This window comes from Kitasatospora sp. NPDC088783 (genome assembly GCF_044750705.1).
Classification (GTDB): Bacteria; Actinomycetota; Actinomycetes; order Streptomycetales; family Streptomycetaceae; genus Kitasatospora; species Kitasatospora fiedleri.
On the sequence record NZ_JBIVKJ010000002.1, the window covers coordinates 208,473 to 223,327 of the forward strand.

General features: G+C 75.5%; 13 protein-coding genes. 4 read left to right on the plus strand and 9 right to left on the minus strand.

The genetic code is table 11. From position 1 onward, the window contains the following. Positions 1–70: 70 nt before the first annotated feature. The 9 genes from ACIP60_RS05355 to dhbA form a co-directional block, all read right to left on the minus strand. Entirely contained in the window at positions 71–892 is an 822-nt protein-coding gene (locus tag ACIP60_RS05355) for an alpha/beta hydrolase fold domain-containing protein (RefSeq protein ID WP_400680272.1), read from the minus strand. Positions 893–944: 52 nt separating this feature from the next. Further along, entirely contained in the window at positions 945–1,916 is a 972-nt protein-coding gene (locus tag ACIP60_RS05360; protein ID WP_400680273.1) for an amidohydrolase family protein, read from the minus strand. Between the two features lie 80 nt (positions 1,917–1,996). Then, positions 1,997–2,473 carry a GNAT family N-acetyltransferase gene (locus ACIP60_RS05365; RefSeq protein ID WP_400680274.1) on the minus strand — a complete coding sequence of 159 codons (477 nt, stop codon included), beginning with the start codon at positions 2,471–2,473 and terminating at the stop codon, positions 1,997–1,999. Next, positions 2,470–3,264, minus strand: a complete 795-nt coding sequence (locus ACIP60_RS05370; RefSeq protein ID WP_400680276.1) for an ABC transporter ATP-binding protein — start codon at positions 3,262–3,264, stop codon at positions 2,470–2,472. Before ACIP60_RS05370 ends, ACIP60_RS05365 begins: the two co-directional genes overlap by 4 nt. Then, positions 3,261–3,920, minus strand: a complete 660-nt coding sequence (locus ACIP60_RS05375; protein WP_400680278.1) for an isochorismatase family protein — start codon at positions 3,918–3,920, stop codon at positions 3,261–3,263. The genes ACIP60_RS05370 and ACIP60_RS05375 overlap by 4 nt, the downstream gene beginning before the upstream one ends. A gap of 43 nt (positions 3,921–3,963) precedes the next feature. Next, the gene (locus ACIP60_RS05380; RefSeq protein ID WP_400680281.1) at positions 3,964–5,565 is read right to left on the minus strand and encodes a (2,3-dihydroxybenzoyl)adenylate synthase; all 1,602 of its coding nucleotides are present in this window, start codon (positions 5,563–5,565) and stop codon (positions 3,964–3,966) included. Further along, complete coding sequence (locus ACIP60_RS05385) at positions 5,562–5,987, minus strand: hypothetical protein (RefSeq protein WP_400680283.1); 426 nt, start codon at positions 5,985–5,987, stop codon at positions 5,562–5,564. Before ACIP60_RS05385 ends, ACIP60_RS05380 begins: the two co-directional genes overlap by 4 nt. Further along, positions 5,984–7,198 (minus strand): isochorismate synthase, encoded by a 1,215-nt coding sequence (locus ACIP60_RS05390; RefSeq protein ID WP_282204712.1) that lies wholly within the window; start codon positions 7,196–7,198, stop codon positions 5,984–5,986. The genes ACIP60_RS05385 and ACIP60_RS05390 overlap by 4 nt, the downstream gene beginning before the upstream one ends. 206 nt (positions 7,199–7,404) lie before the next feature. After that, on the minus strand, positions 7,405–8,316 hold the full coding sequence (dhbA, locus tag ACIP60_RS05395) for a 2,3-dihydro-2,3-dihydroxybenzoate dehydrogenase (protein ID WP_400680285.1): 912 nt from the start codon (positions 8,314–8,316) through the stop codon (positions 7,405–7,407). Positions 8,317–8,572: 256 nt separating this feature from the next. Here dhbA and ACIP60_RS05400 point away from each other — a divergent pair, with 256 nt between their 5' ends. The 4 genes from ACIP60_RS05400 (at position 8,573) to ACIP60_RS05415 (ending at position 14,803) form a co-directional block, all read left to right on the plus strand. Further along, positions 8,573–10,204 (plus strand): AMP-binding protein, encoded by a 1,632-nt coding sequence (locus ACIP60_RS05400; protein ID WP_400680288.1) that lies wholly within the window; start codon positions 8,573–8,575, stop codon positions 10,202–10,204. A gap of 293 nt (positions 10,205–10,497) precedes the next feature. Next, positions 10,498–12,336, plus strand: coding sequence for a hypothetical protein (locus ACIP60_RS05405; protein ID WP_400680290.1), 1,839 nt, complete (start codon positions 10,498–10,500; stop codon positions 12,334–12,336). A 283-nt stretch (positions 12,337–12,619) separates the two neighbouring features. Next, complete coding sequence (locus ACIP60_RS05410) at positions 12,620–13,852, plus strand: hypothetical protein (protein ID WP_400680293.1); 1,233 nt, start codon at positions 12,620–12,622, stop codon at positions 13,850–13,852. Positions 13,853–13,948: 96 nt separating this feature from the next. Beyond that, complete coding sequence (locus tag ACIP60_RS05415) at positions 13,949–14,803, plus strand: DMT family transporter (RefSeq protein WP_400680295.1); 855 nt, start codon at positions 13,949–13,951, stop codon at positions 14,801–14,803. Positions 14,804–14,855: the final 52 nt, after the last annotated feature.

Sequence of the window (14,855 nt, forward strand, 5' to 3'; positions counted from 1 at the left end):
CCCGCCCCGCGCCGGACCCGGCCCCGGACGGCCCCGCGCCGGACCCGGCCCCGGACGGCCCCGCGCCCGCTCAGCCCGCGGGGCGGGCGGCCAGCTCGCGGGACAGGAACGCCACCGCCTGCGCGACCAGGCCCGGCACGTCCGGGTACCCGGCGAAGCAGTGCCCGGCGCCCTCGACCGGCACCAGCACCGAGCGGGCGCCCGCCGCGCGCAGCCGCTCGTGCAGCGCCTCGGACTGGGCGAACGGCACCTGCTCGTCCCGCACCCCGTGCACCAGCAGGAACGGCGGCGCGCCCGGCGCGACCCGTCGGGCCGGGCTGGCCAGTGCGGCGGCCTCCGGCAGCCCGGCGGCCGGGCCGCCCAGCAGTCGGGTGATCGGGGAGTCCGGCCCGTCGTGGCCGAGGGCGGCCAGGTCGGTGGGCGGGTACCAGCAGACCGCGGCCGCCACCGCGTCCGTGGTGAGCGCCGCCAGCGCCCCCAGCGTCGCGCCCGCGGACTCGCCCCACACCCCGAGCCGGTCGACGTCCAGCCCCAACTCCCCGGCGTACGACCGCAGGTAGCCCAACGCGGCCGTCACGTCGTCCAGCGGGGCCGGGAAGACGGCCTCGCCGGAGAGCCGGTAGTCGACCGTCGCGACCGCGACGCCCGCCGCCACCAGCGCCTCGAACACCGCGCCGGGCCGCACCGTGTCCGGCAGGTAGCGGCGGTCGCCGGCCCGGAACGCGCCGCCGTGCAGCCACACCACCACCGGGAACGGCCCCGCCCCGGCCGGCACGTGCAGGTCCAGCAGCAGCGGCCGGAAGCCGCTGCGCAGCGCGTAACTGACGCCGTGCCGGGTCAGGCCCCCGGACGGCGAGGGGACGGGGGCGACGGGCGGCAGCGAAAGATCCATACCGGCCCGCAGCACCCCCGCCCCGCCGTTCATTCCCGCCCCGGCCGCCGTCTCACCGGCCGAACAGCCGGGCCGCGTTGTCGTGGCAGACCGCGCGCAGCCAGGCTGCGCCCAGGCCGAGGCGCTCCAGGGCGCGGAGCTGGTGCAGGTACGGGTAGGGGATGTTGGGGAAGTCGGTGCCGAGCAGGACGCGGTCGCCGCGGTCGGCGAGGCGGGGGAGCAGCTCGCGGGGGAAGGGCATCAGGTCCTCGGTGAAGTCGGTGAACGCCATGGTGGTGTCCAGGTGGACGCGCTCGTGGCGGTCGGCCAGGTCGAGGAACTCCCGGTACTCGGGCATCCCCAGGTGGGCGACCACCAGGGTCAGTCGGGGGTGCCGGGCCAGCACCCGGGCGACCGGCTCCGGCCCGGTGTGCGCGCCGGGCGCCGGGCCCGAACCGCAGTGGATCACCACCGGCGTGCCGGCCTCCGCCAGCAGGCCCCACGCGGCGTCCAGCCGCGCGTCGGCCGGGTCGTAGCCGCCGACCTGCACGTGCGCCTTGAACACCCGCGCCCCGGCCTCCAGCGCCTCCCGGACGTACCCCGCCACGCCCGGCTCCGGGTACAGCGTCGCGGTGTGCAGGCAGTCGGGCGTCCGACCCGCGAACTCCGCCGCCCAGCCGTTCAGCCACCCCGCCATGCCCGGCTTGTGCGGGTACAGCAGCGAGGTGAACGCCCGGACCCCGAACTCCCGCAGCAGCGCGGTGCGTTCGTCCTCCGCGCGGCGGTAGGTGATCGGCCAGCCGCGGGCGCCGATCAGCGGCCCGTTGGCGTCGAAGTACGCCCAGACCTTCCGCAGCACCCGCTCCGGCATGAAGTGCGTGTGCACGTCGATCAGCCCGGGCAGCCCCAACCCGCCCCAGAACCGCCGCACTTCGGCGGCCTCGGCGGCCTCGGCGGCCTCGGCGGCCTCGGCGGCCCCCGCGGCCCCTGCGGTCTGGACGGCCCCGGCCGCCTCCGCGCCGGAGGCCTGCTGCGGCGTACCCATCGGGACTCCTCTCCGCCCGCCGCGCCCGCGGGACACCGCTCCGACCGTACGCGCCCGGGGCCAGGCCCGGGGCCGCGGGGTCAGAGCAGACGGCGGTAGACCCGGGAGCCGCGGGCGGGGTCGAGCGCGGCGGACCAGGACGGGGGCGCGGCGGAGGCGGGGATCTCGGTGAAGCCGTGGTGCCGGAAGACCGTGCCGTCGCCGGTGGTGGCGGTGACCACGGCGGTCAGCGCGGTGCGGCGGGCGTGCGCGAGGACGGCGGTGATCAGCAGGCCGCCCAGCCCCAGGCCCTGCCGGTCGGCGCGCACGCAGAGGTTGTGCAGGACGCCGGTGGGCGGGTGGCCGGGGTCGGGGTCGAGGACGCGCAGCGCGGCGCAGGCGTCCGGGGCGGCGGCGCCGCGGACGACCAGGAAGGTGTCCGCGGCGTGCCGGTAGTCGGCGGGGGTGCGGGCGCGCAGCGCCCCGGAGCGGATGAACGGCAGCGACAGCTCGTACAGGGCGCGGGCGTCGCGGAAGTCGGTGCGCACCGCGACGGGGGAGAGGGCGGCGGCGGTCATCGCGGCGCGAGCGGGACGACCAGCGGGGTGCCGGTCTGCGGGTCGGGGACGACCTGGCAGGGCAGGTCGAACACCCGCCGGACCAGGTCGGCGGTGACGATCTCGCCGGGCGGCCCCTCGGCGACCACCGCGCCGTCGCGCAGCGCGATCAGGTGGGTGGCGTACCGGGCGGCCTGGTTGAGGTCGTGCAGCACGGCGACCAGGGTGCGGCCCTGCTCGCGGCGCAGCCGGGCGCACAGGTCGAGGACCTCGACCTGGTGCGCGATGTCGAGGAAGGTGGTGGGTTCGTCGAGCAGCAGCAGCGGGGTCTGCTGGGCGATCGCCATGGCCAGCCAGACCCGCTGGCGCTGCCCGCCGGACAGCTCGTCGACGAAGCGGTCGGCGAGCGCCTCGACGTTGGTGGCGGTCATCGCGTCGCAGACGATCCGCCGGTCCTCGGGCGACCACTGGCGCAGCAGCCCCTGGTGCGGGTACCGGCCGCGGGCGACCAGGTCGGCGACGGTGATGCCCTCGGGCGCGGTCGAGCTCTGCGGCAGCAGGCCCATCCGGCGGGCCAGCTGCCGGGCCGGCAGGGTGGCGATCCGCTCGCCGTCGAGCAGCACCTGCCCGGCGGTCGGCCGCAGCAGCCGGGCGAAGGCCCGCAGCAGGGTGGACTTGCCGCAGGCGTTCGGCCCGACGATCACGGTGAACGAGCCGTCCGGGACGCCCACCGTCAGGTCGGTGGCGACCGGCCGGTCGCCGTACCGCAGGGTGACCCCGGCGGCCAGCAGCCGGGCGGCGGGGAGCGTCACGAGACCCCCTCCGGGGCCGGCTCCGCCGCTCCCACCCGGGCCAGCAACTGCGCGGTGTCCAGGACGACGGCGCACTTCCCGGCCGTCCAGCGCAGCGCCTCGCGGTGCTGCTCGGCGGAGAAGTCCGCGACGGCGTCGGCGACCACGAACGCCTGGAGGTCGCGCTGCCAGGCGTCGGCGGCGGTCATCTGCACCCCGATGTGGGCGTACACGCCGACGATGACCAGCTGGTCGCGGCCCAGCTCGGCCAACTGCTCGGCCAGGTCGGTGCGGACGAACGCGCTGTACTTCCACTTCAGCACCAGCCGGTCGCCGGGCTCGGGCGCGACGGCGGCGGGCATCGCCTGGGCGTGCTCGTCGGCGGGCAGGCCGGGGCCCCAGAAGTCCAGTTGCAGGCCGCGCTGTTCGGGCGTCTGGCCGCCGCGCTGGTGCGAGTAGAACACCGGCAGCCCGGCGGCCCGGGCGGCGGCGAGGATGCGCGCGGTGTGGGCCAGCACGGGCTCCAGCGGCGGCCCGGCGGCCGGGAAGGCCCCCAGGAAGTAGTGCTGGAGGTCGTGCACCAGGACGGCCGCCCGGGCCGGGTCGACCCGCCACGGGACGCGGCTCGGCGGCAGCTCGGCGGGCAGCTCATAGGGGGCGATGGCGGGAAGCGCCACGGGGAGGGTCCTTTCTGACGGGCCTGACGCGTCCGGCGGACGGTCAGTTCTGGTGGGCGCGCAGGTCCTTCTTGCTGACCTTGCCGATGCCGGTGGACGGGAAGGCCGTGACGAACTCGACCCGGTCCGGCACCTTGTACCCGGCCAGCCCGGCGGCCCGCACGAACGACTTCAGCTCGACCGGCCGGGGCCGCTCGGCGCCCGGGCGGAGGATCACGTACGCGCAGGACCGCTCGCCGAGGAACTCGTCGGGCTCGGCCACCACCGACGCGTCGTGCACCGCCGGGTGCGCCAGCAGCACGTTCTCCACCTCCTCGGCGGCGACCTTCTCGCCGCCCCGGTTGATCTGGTCCTTGGCCCGGCCCTCCACCACCAGGTGCCCGGTGGCGGTGCGGCGGACGATGTCGCCGGTGCGGTAGAAGCCGTCGGCGGTGAACGAGCGGGCGTTGTGCTCCGGGGCCCGCCAGTAGCCGCGGACGGTGTACGGGCCGCGGGTGAGCAGGTGGCCGGCGGTGCCGTCGGGCAGGTCGCGGTCCTCGTCGTCGACCACCCGGACCTCGTCGTCCGGGGAGATCGGACGGCCCTGGGTGGTCAGCACGGTGTGCTCGTCGTCCTCGGGACGGGTGTAGTTGACCAGGCCCTCCGCCATCCCGAACACCTGCTGGAGGCGGCAGCCCAGCGCCGGGCCGAGCCGGCGCGCGGCCTCCTCGCTGAGCTTGGCCCCGCCGACCTGGAGCAGCTCCAGGCTGGACAGGTCCGGCCCGTCCGGCCCGGCGGCCTCGGCGGCGCCCGCCCAGGCCAGCGCGAGCGGCGGCACCACGCCGGTCAGCGTGACCCGCTCGCGGGCGATCAGGCCGAGCGCGGTGGCCGGGCTCGGGTCGGGGGCCAGCACCACCCGGCCGCCCGCGAAGAAGGTGCCGAGCGTGCCGGGCGAGGACAGCGGGAAGTTGTGCGCCGCCGGGAGCGCGCACAGGTACACCGACTCCGGTGAGAGCCCGCAGATCTCGGCGGACGCCCGGACGCTGTACAGGTAGTCGTCGTGGCAGCGCGGGATCAGCTTCGGCAGGCCGGTCGAGCCGCCGGACAGCTGGAGGAAGGCCAGGTCGCCGGAGTCCGGCGGGGCGGGCAGCGGCGCGTCCGCGGGAGCCCGCAGCTCGGCCAGCGGGGAGAACGGCCCCGGCTCGCCTACCACGAACACCTCCAGCGGCTGCGGCACCGCCGCCCGCACCTCGGCCGCCAGCTCCCGGTGGTCGAAGCCCTCGTGGCGGTCGGGCACGAACAGCGCCCGGGCCTCGGCGAACTCGCAGAAGTACCCGATCTCGGAGCGCCGGTGCGCGGGCAGCGCCATCACCGGCACCACCCCGGCCCGCAGCGCGCCGAAGAACACCTCGAAGAACTCCGCCACGTTCGGCAGTTGCAGCACCACCCGGTCGCCCCGGCGCAGCCCGCGGGCCGCCAGCCCGGCCGCCAGCCGGTCCGCCCGGGCGTCCAGCTCGGCGTAACTCCACCGCCGGTCCCGGTCGGTGACCGCGGTCCGCTCCGGCGTCGCGGCGGCGTGCCGCCGGATCATCGCGTCCAGCAGCTCGCCGGTCCAGTACCCGGCGGCACGGTGACGGGCGGCGGCCTCGGGCGGGTACAGGTTCATCGGACGTCCTCCGGCGGGCAACTCGACTGGATGGGCGGGGAATCGGCCGCCGCGACGGTACCGGGTCCGGCGTCGGCTCCGGCACCCGACCCGGCGGCGGTGCGGGTCGTCCCGGCCTGGACGTCGGCCCAGGCCCCGGCACTGGCCCCGACCCCGGCGTGAATTCCGGCTCCGGCGCCGGCCGGGGTGCCGGTCTCGGCGGGAGCCTCGGCACCGGCTCCGACACCCGATCCGGCGTCGGCGCGGGTCTCGGTCCCGGCCCGGGTGCCGTACTCGGCCCGGGTGCCGTACTCGGCGTCGGCGCGGGTCTCGGCTCCGGCCCGGGAGCCGGTCTCGGACCCGGTGTCGTGCTGGCGCAGGCCGGCGTCCAGCAGGCGGCCGTTCCAGCGGCGGGTGACGGCCTCGTCGGGGTGGGGGCTCATCGGGTGTCCGCCAGGCCCACCGCGTGCAGGAAGGTGCGGAACTTGGCGGCGGTCTCGGCGAGTTCGAGCTCCGGGTCGGAGGCGGCGACCACGCCCGCGCCCGCGAACAGGCGCAGCCGGTCGCCGTCGGCCTCGGCGCAGCGCAGGGTGACCACCCACTCGCCGTCGCCGGAGGCGTCGCCCCAGCCGACCACGCCCGTGTACAGGCCCCGGTCGAAGGGCTCCAGTTCGCCGATCGCGGCCCGGGCGTGCGCGGTGGGGGTGCCGCAGACCGCTGGGGTCGGGTGCAGGGCGAGGGCCAGCTCCAGCGCGCTGGTGGCGGGTTCGCGCAGGACGCCGGTGACGGTGGAGGACAGGTGCCACATCGCGGCGGTGCGCAGCAGGGACGGCCGTTCCGGCGCGACCAGCTCGGTGCAGAACGGGGCGAGCGCGGCGCGGACCGCGTCGACCACGAAGGCGTGCTCGGCGAGGTCCTTGGCGGACTCCAGCAGCGCCTCGGCGCGCCGCCGGTCCTCCACCGGGTCGGCGCTGCGGGCGGCCGAACCGGCCAGCGGGTTGGAGACCACCCGGGTGCCGCGCCGCGACACCAGCAGCTCCGGGCTGGCGCCGATCAGGGTGGCGGTGCCGCCGGCCGGCACCGCGAAGGTGTAGCCGTGCGGGTCGCGGTGCACCAGCCGGGCCGCCATCGCGGCCAGGTCGCTCCCGCCGGGCGCGGTCAGCTCCAGGGTGCGGGCCAGGACCACCTTCTCCAGCGGCGAGTCGCCGGCCAGCCGGCGCACGGCCTCCGCGACCGCCGCCCGGTACCCGTCCGGTTCCGGCACCGGGCGGCTGTGCCAACGCCCTTCGCCGGTGCGGTCGGTGGCCAGCGGGACCCCGGACGGCGGCGGTACCGGCCCGGCCCGGCGGACCCGGTCGGGGACGAACAGCCGGGCGGGCGCGGCCGGGTCGAACGGGATCGCGCCGATCAGCAGCCGCTCCCCGCCGTCGGGCCGGGCCTCGGCGAGCACCCGCCCGGCCGCCGCCGGGTCGTCGACCGTGCGGTGCACGCCCTCGGCGAGCAGGGTGCGGGTGGGCGTGGCGAGCAGGGCCCGGTCCGGTCCGGGACGGTACGCGGCCAGCAGGTCGCTGCCGGGCAGGTCGCCGGGTAGCGGACCGGCGCCGCCGGAGGCGGTACTGGTGGCGGGCGGCCGGAGCTCGGAGGCCGTGGTCATGCTGCTGCTCCGTTCCGCCGACGCGGGGCGCGCGCCGGCACTGCGAGGGCGGGAGGATGGCGGAGGGGGGAGGAGAAGGGGAGTTCGGGCCGGGTCGGGGCAGGACGTGGCGGAGCGGCCCGGGGCGGTCGCGGGAGGACCGCCGCACGGACCCGCGGGGCCCGTCGGCCGGGCCGAGGTGTGCCGCGCCGGGCGCGCCGGGCGGGTCAGGCCCGCAGCGTCGCGCCGCCGTCGACGTACAGGTCGTGCATGGTGATGTGCCGGGCGCGGTCGCCGGCCAGGAAGGCGACGGCCTCGGCGACGTCCTCGGGATCGGCGATCCGGCCGAGCGGGATGCCGACCCGGTAGCTGCCCGGGTCGCCCTCCAGGACGCGGCGTTCGGCGTCGGGGTCGGTCCACAGCGAGCGCTGCATGGCGGTGTCGGTGGAGCCGGGGGAGACCAGGTTGCAGCGCACCCCGGCGGCGGCGAGCTCCAGGCCCAGGCAGCGGACGTACATGGTGGTGGCGGCCTTGGACGCGGCGTACGCGGCCATGCCGGTGCGCGGGACGCCGGCGGCGTTGGAGCCGACGGTGACGATGCTGCCCCGGCCGCGCTCGGCCATCCGGCGCCCGACGGCGCGGCAGGTGTGGAAGACGCCGGTGGTGTTGACGTCGAAGGAGTGCTGCCAGTCGGCGTCGGTGAGTTCCAGCGCGGGCGCCACGTGCAGCACGCCCGCGACGTTCACCAGCACGTCCACCGGGCCGACTTCGCGCTCCACGCGTTCCACCAGCGCCTCGACGGCGGCCCCGTCGGTGACGTCCAGCCGCTGGACGGCGTCCGGACCGGTCGCCGGACCGGTCGCCGGGCCGCCGCCGTCCGCACCGCCGTCCGCACCGCCGTCCGCACCACTGTCACCGCCGCCGCTGCCGCGCAGGTCGCAGCCGACCACCCGGGCGCCGCGCGCGGCGAGCAGGGCGGCCACGGCCGCGCCGATGCCCTGGGCGGCGCCGGTGACCAGCGCGACCCGCCCCTCGAAGCTGTCCCCGGCACCGAGGACGGCACCGGGCGCGGGGCCGGTGGCGGGGCCGGTGGCGGTGGCCGCGGTGGCGGGTGCGGGTATGCGGGTGGTGAACGGCATGGGGGTGCTCCCGGGTGTACGGATGCGGCGGATCGGAGGACCCCGACCCACTTAGGTTAGGTTAGCCTAATCATGCTTCCTGAGCTGCCCCGCGACCACCCTGCCCCGACGCCGGGCTGACCGCCCGTCACCCCGCCCCCGCCGGCCGCGCGCTCGCGGACCGGACGCCGGACCGGATCCCGGGAAGGGGCTGGTCAAGCGGCCTCCGGCTGCGCAGCATGGGTACCCGTCGGTACACCCCGCCCAGGAGGCCCCCTTGTCGCGCGATCCGCTCCCGCTCAGCTACTCCTCCGGCCCGTCCGCGGTGCCGCTGCTCGGCGACACCATCGGGGCCAACCTCGACCGGGCGGTGCGGGCCTTCCCGGAGCGGGAGGCGCTGGTCGAGTGCGCCACCGGCCGGCGCTGGACGTACGCCGAGTTCGCCGCCGACGTGGACGCGGTGGCGCTCGGGCTGCGCGCGCGGGGCGTGGGCCGGGGCGACCGGGTGGGCATCTGGGCGCCGAACCGGGCCGAGTGGACGCTCACCCAGTACGCCACCGCCCGGCTCGGCGCGATCCTGGTGACGATCAACCCGGCGTACCGCGCGCACGAGTTGGAGTACGTGCTGGTGCAGGCGGGGGTGCGGCTGCTGGTGGCCGCCGAGCGGTTCCGGTCCTCCGACTACGCGAGCATGATCGCCGAGGTGCGCCCGCGCTGTCCGGAGCTGGCCGGGGTGGTGCTGCTGGACGGCCCGGACTGGCCGGACCTGCTGGCCGCCGGGCGGGCCGGCGACCGGGCCGAACTGGCGGCGATCGAGGGGGAACTGAGCACCGACGACCCGATCAACATCCAGTACACCTCGGGCACCACCGGCTTCCCCAAGGGCGCGACGCTCTCGCACCACAACATCCTGAACAACGGCTACTTCGTCGGCGAGCTGTGCAACTACACCGAGCGGGACCGGATCTGCCTCCCGGTGCCGTTCTACCACTGCTTCGGCATGGTGATGGGCAACCTCGCCGCCACCTCGCACGGCGCCTGCACGGTGATCCCGGCCCCGGCCTTCGACGCCGCCGCCACGCTCGCCGCGGTGGCCGCCGAGCGGTGCACCTCGCTGTACGGGGTGCCGACCATGTTCATCGCCGAGCTGGCCGACCCGGGCTTCGACGGGTACGACCTGTCCAGCCTGCGCACCGGCATCATGGCGGGCGCCCCGTGCCCGACCGAGGTGATGAAGGGCGTGATGGACCGGATGGGCATGACCGAGGTGTCGATCTGCTACGGCATGACGGAGACCTCCCCGGTCTCCACCCAGACCCGGGCCGACGACTCGGTCGAGCGCCGGGTCTCCACCGTCGGCCGGGTCGGGCCGCACCTGGAGGTCAAGGTGGTCGATCCGGACACCGGCCGCACCGTCCCGCGCGGCGAGCCCGGCGAACTGTGCACCCGCGGCTACTCGGTGATGCTCGGCTACTGGTCCGAGCCGGAGCGGACCGCCGAGGTGGTCGACGCCGCCCGCTGGATGCGCACCGGCGACCTGGCGGTGATGGACGCGGAGGGGTACCTCTCCATCACCGGCCGGATCAAGGACATGGTGATCCGCGGCGGCGAGAACGTGTACCCGCGCGAGATCGAGGAGTTCCTGTACACCCACCCGGACGTGCTCGACGTGCAGGTGATCGGGGTGCCCGACGCCAAGTACGGCGAGGAGCTGATGGCCTGGGTGCGGATGCGCGAGGGCGCGCCGCCGCTCACGGCCGAGGCGGTGCGCGCATTCTGCACCGGACGGCTGGCCCACTTCAAGGTCCCGCGCTACGTGCACGTGGTCGATGAGTTCCCGATGACGGTCACCGGCAAGGTCCGCAAGGTCGAGATGCGCGAGCTGGCGGCGGCGATCCTGGCCGGCTGAGCCCCGCCGCCACCGACCGCGGACCGGTGCCGCCGGCCGGTGCCGCCGACCACCGCCGACCGGCGCCGACCACCGCTGACCGGCGCCGCGCCGAGGGCCGGACCCCGCCCGGGGCCCGGCCCTCCGCCGGGCCCGGCCGGACCGGGCACGTCACAGGTCTTGACGCCCCTCTTTTCTCAGACGTTAAATCTCGGCGTGAAGTAAGCGGGCCGGTTCGGTGGCTGACACCCCGTCAGCGAGCCGTCCGGTCCCGGCCGTCCTCCCCGGATCCCACCAGATGGGTGTGCACCCCCATGAACCGAGCTCCCCGGTACCGCAGATACGGCCTCGCGGCCGCCGCCGCGACCGCCCTGGTCGCGACCCTCGTCGCCCCCACCACCCAGGCCGCCGCGGCCCCCGTGCCGCCCGGCGGCGGCAGTCTCGGCGAGAACGCGATCGTGCTCGACCCGAGCATGCCCAAGGCCCAGATCCAGGACCGGCTGAACGCCCTCGCCCAGGCCCAGGCCGGCAACGAGTTCGGCCCCCAGCGCTACGCCGTCCTGTTCAAGCCCGGCACCTACGGCACCGCCGCCGACCCGCTGGTCTTCCCGGTCGGCTTCTACGAGAGCGTGGCCGGCCTCGGCCGCAACCCCGGCGACGTGGTGATCAACGGCTCCGTCAACGTGTACAACCAGTGCGTCGGCGGCGACCAGTCGCAGTGCTACGCCACCACCAACTTCTGGCGCTCGCTCAGCAACCTCACCGTCAACGTCGCGGGCCAGAGCGGCTGTTACGGCAACACCGACTTCTGGGCGGTCTCCCAGGCCGCGCCGCTGCGCCGGGTCCGGCTGAACGGCAACGTGACGCTGATGGACTACTGCACCGGCTCGCCCTCCTGGGCCAGCGGCGGCTTCATCGCCGACTCCGAGTTCACCGGCGCCACCGTGGTCAACGGCTCCCAGCAGCAGTTCTTCACCCGCACCAGCAGCCTGGACGGCTGGAGCAACGGCGTCTGGAACCAGGTGTTCTGCGGCACCGAGGGCGCCCCCGCGCAGTCCTTCTCCACCGACCCGGCCGCCGCCCCCTACACCACCCTGGACACCTGCCCGGTCACCCGCGAGGCCCCCTACCTCTACCTGGACGACCGCGGCCGGTACCGGGTGTTCGTGCCCGCCGTGCGACGCGACGCGCGCGGCACCAGCTGGGCGGACGGCGCCACCCCCGGCCGCTCGATCTCCCTGGACGACTTCTACGTGGTCCGCCCCGGCGCCGACGTCAAGCAGATCAACGCCGCCCTCAAGGCCGGCCGCCACCTGCTGCTCACCCCCGGCGTCCACCGACTGCCCGACGCGATCAAGGTGACCCGTCCCGGCACCCAGGTGATCGGCCTCGGCTTCGCCACCCTCGTCCCGACCGGGGGCAACGCCGCCGTCAAGGTCGACGACGTGGACGGCGTCAACGTCTCCGGCCTGATCATCGACGCGGGGGAGAAGAAGTCCAAGGTCCTGATGCAGGTCGGCGACCGGGGGAGCGGCGACTCGCACCGCAACGACCCGATCGCCCTGTCCGACGTGTTCTTCCGGGTCGGCGGCGCGCTGAACGGCGCGGCCGACACCGCGCTGGAGGTCAACAGCGACGACACCCTGATCGACGACGCCTGGATCTGGCGCGCCGACCACGGCGCCGGCGGCGGCAGTTGGACCGGCGCCCGCAGCGACACCGGACTGGTCGTCAACGGCGACCGGGTCACCGCCACCGGCCTCGCCGTCGAGCACTTCCAGAAGACCGAGGTCGAGTGGAACGGCGAGCACGGCAAGGTGGTGTTCTTCCAGAACGAGAACCCCTACGACGTGCCGAACCAGGCCGCCTGGATGGCGAGCAGGAAGCAGAAGGGCTACCCGGCGTTCGCCGTCGGCCCGAAGGTGAAGACCTTCGAGGGCTGGGGCATGGGCAGCTACTCCTACTTCAACCAGGGCGTCGACATCCGCAACTCCACGGCCTTCCAGGCCCCGAGCACCCCGGGCGTCAGGTTCCACGACCTGCTGACCGTCTTCCTGAACGGCTCCGGCGGCATCGACTCGGTGATCAACGGCACCGGCCGCGCCGTCGACCCCACCTTCGGCGGCCCCAGCAACGTCGTCTCCTACCCGTGACGACCCGCTGACCGCCCGCCCCACTGACCGGCCCCCCGCCGCCCGCCCGCCCCACTGACCGGCCACCCCGGACACGGCCCGCCGCGCACTCCGGCCCGAGCGCGCGGCGGGCCGCACCACGGACGCCGGCGGCCCGGCCGCCACCTCCGGACGGCGGCGTTCCCAGGAAACACTCAGGAATGCCGTCGTTCGGCCCAATACGCCGATCTCCGGCCTGACGGATGGTCAGGTTGGCGTGTCTTCGCAAGAAGGCACCCGACCGTTCGTCAGAGGAGACCCCGCCTTGTCTCGTCCCCGTCCCACCCGGCGCGCCCTGATCGCCACCTCCGCCTTCGTGGCCGCCGCGAGCACCCTGGCCGTCCCGGCCGCGTACTCCACCGACAGCCGTCCCGCCCCCCACCAGCGGGTCACGGCCGCGACCACCATCAACGAGAACCGGCTGCCCTTCACCACCCGTTTCGAGGGCGACTTCCACGGCGGCATCACCCACATCAGCAACACCCTGATGACCTGCGACGAGACCCAGCCCCCCGTCGACCCGGCCCAGGCCCCCTGCGAGCAGGCCCGCAACGGGGACGGGTCGCGCCCGATCAACAACAACTTCCAGATGAAGTACATCAACATCGACGGCCCCGGCCACATCGGCCCGCTCGGCGACCCGATCTACTCCTCCAGCTCCGCCGACCTCCAGATCCCCGAGGACGCCACCGTCAAGTTCGCCCGCCTCTACTGGGGCGGCACCCGCGGCATCGGCAGCACCGTCCTGCCCGAGAGCCAGATCGACGAGATCTACTTCAAGTTCCCCGGCGACGCCCAGTACACCAACATCGCCAACCAGCAGCCCTCCATCGGCTACATCACCACCGACGACGAGAGCAGCTACCAGGCCTCCGCCGACATCACCGAGCAGGTCCGCAACCACGGCTCCGGCACCTACGAGGCCGCCGACATGGACTCCGTCGTCAAGGCCCACAGCTGGGGCGGCTGGACGGTCGTCGTCGCCTACGAGCGCGAGTGCGAGCCCCTGCGCCACCTGCACGTCTGGGACGGCTTCCAGCCCGAACTGCCCAACAGCCCCGCCCTCACCGGCGTCCTGAGCGGCATCAAGACCCCCGCCAGCGGCCCCGTCACCGGCCACCTCGGCTGGGTCGTCTACGACGGCGACCACAAGTGGACCGGCGACACGATGGACATGAAGTCCACCAACGGCCCGCTCACCCGCTTCTCCGACGCCCTGCACCCGGCGGACGACGCCTTCACCTCCAACCTCGACAACGCCGACCCGGCCCAGCGCTTCCCGCGCAACCCCGCCTACCCCAACTCCTTCGGCTACGACGCCAACCGCTGGGACGTCTCCCCGTACCTGCGCAACGCCGACAGCGACATCAACATCACCGTCAACACCCAGGGCGACGGCTACAACCTCGGCGTCTTCTACGCCGACGTCGACATCGACCCGGCCTCCCTCCGCGGCGTGAAGACCCAGCCCCGCTCCGCCTGGACCGGCCAGCGGTAACCGCCGCTCCGAAGCCCCTTCCCCTCCCGGGGAAGGGGCTTCGGCCGTCCGGGGGAAGCGGGGGTTCGGGGGCGCGGAGGGGGGAACCGGTCTCGGGTGGACGTGCTCGCAGTGGTGTTCGCCGTGCTCGGGGCCGCCTCCAACGCGGCCGGGACCGCCTTCCAGCGGAAGGCGGCGTCCCGGGTGGCACGGGGCGGGGGACTGCGCTTCCTGGCGGTGCTGGCCCGGGACCCGGCCTGGGTGCTGGGCATCCTCGGGGTGGCCGGGGCGGCGCTGTTCCAGGCCCTGGCCCTGGTGTTCGGGCCGCTCGCGCTGGTGCAGCCGGTCTTCGTGCTGGAACTGCCGTTCGCGCTGCTGATCGCCGCGCCGCTGCTGCACCGGCGGATCCCGCCCGCCGGATGGGCGGGCGTCGCGGCCGTGGTCGGCGGCCTCGCGGTGTTCCTCGGGTGCGCCGCGCCCTCCGGGGCCGAGGACCACGCGCCGATGAGCCGGTGGACGCCCGTCCTGACCGGCTGCCTCGGGGCGATGGCGCTCTGCGTGGCCGCCGCCCGCGGCCGGGGCCCGGTCTTCCGGGCCGGGGCCCTGGGCACCGCCGCCGCGATCGGCAACGCGCTGACCGCGGCCCTGCTGAAGTCCGCCACCGGCACCTTCTCCGACCACGGCCCGGCCGCCTTCCTGACCGCCTGGCAGACGTACGGCTTCGCGCTCACCGGCATCGCCGCCGTCCTGCTGCTGGAGAACGCCCTCCAGGCCGGCCCGCTGCTCGCCTCCCAGCCCGCGCTGACCATCGGCGACGCCTCGGTCAGCCTGCTGCTCGGCGTCGTCCTGTTCGACGAGGAGGTCCGCACCGGCCTGCTGCTGGTCCCCGAACTCCTCGCCGTCGCCCTGGTGGCCGGCGGCGTGGTCACCCTGGTCCGGGCCGTCCCGAACATCCGCGAGACGGCGCGCTGAACCGGCCGCCGCGCACCGGGGCCGGGCCGAGGCCGAACGGTCCCCTCCGGTC

Coding starts and splice junctions, on each gene's coding strand:
- ACIP60_RS05380 (WP_400680281.1), bottom strand. CDS start 5,565: ATGAACCTGTACCCGCCCGAGGCCGCCGCCCGTCACCGTGCCGCCGGG.
- ACIP60_RS05365 (WP_400680274.1), bottom strand. CDS start 2,473: ATGACCGCCGCCGCCCTCTCCCCCGTCGCGGTGCGCACCGACTTCCGC.
- ACIP60_RS05390 (WP_282204712.1), bottom strand. CDS start 7,198: ATGACCACGGCCTCCGAGCTCCGGCCGCCCGCCACCAGTACCGCCTCC.
- ACIP60_RS05360 (WP_400680273.1), bottom strand. CDS start 1,916: ATGGGTACGCCGCAGCAGGCCTCCGGCGCGGAGGCGGCCGGGGCCGTC.
- ACIP60_RS05355 (WP_400680272.1), bottom strand. CDS start 892: ATGGATCTTTCGCTGCCGCCCGTCGCCCCCGTCCCCTCGCCGTCCGGG.
- ACIP60_RS05405 (WP_400680290.1), top strand. CDS start 10,498: ATGAACCGAGCTCCCCGGTACCGCAGATACGGCCTCGCGGCCGCCGCC.
- ACIP60_RS05385 (WP_400680283.1), bottom strand. CDS start 5,987: ATGAGCCCCCACCCCGACGAGGCCGTCACCCGCCGCTGGAACGGCCGC.
- dhbA (WP_400680285.1), bottom strand. CDS start 8,316: ATGCCGTTCACCACCCGCATACCCGCACCCGCCACCGCGGCCACCGCC.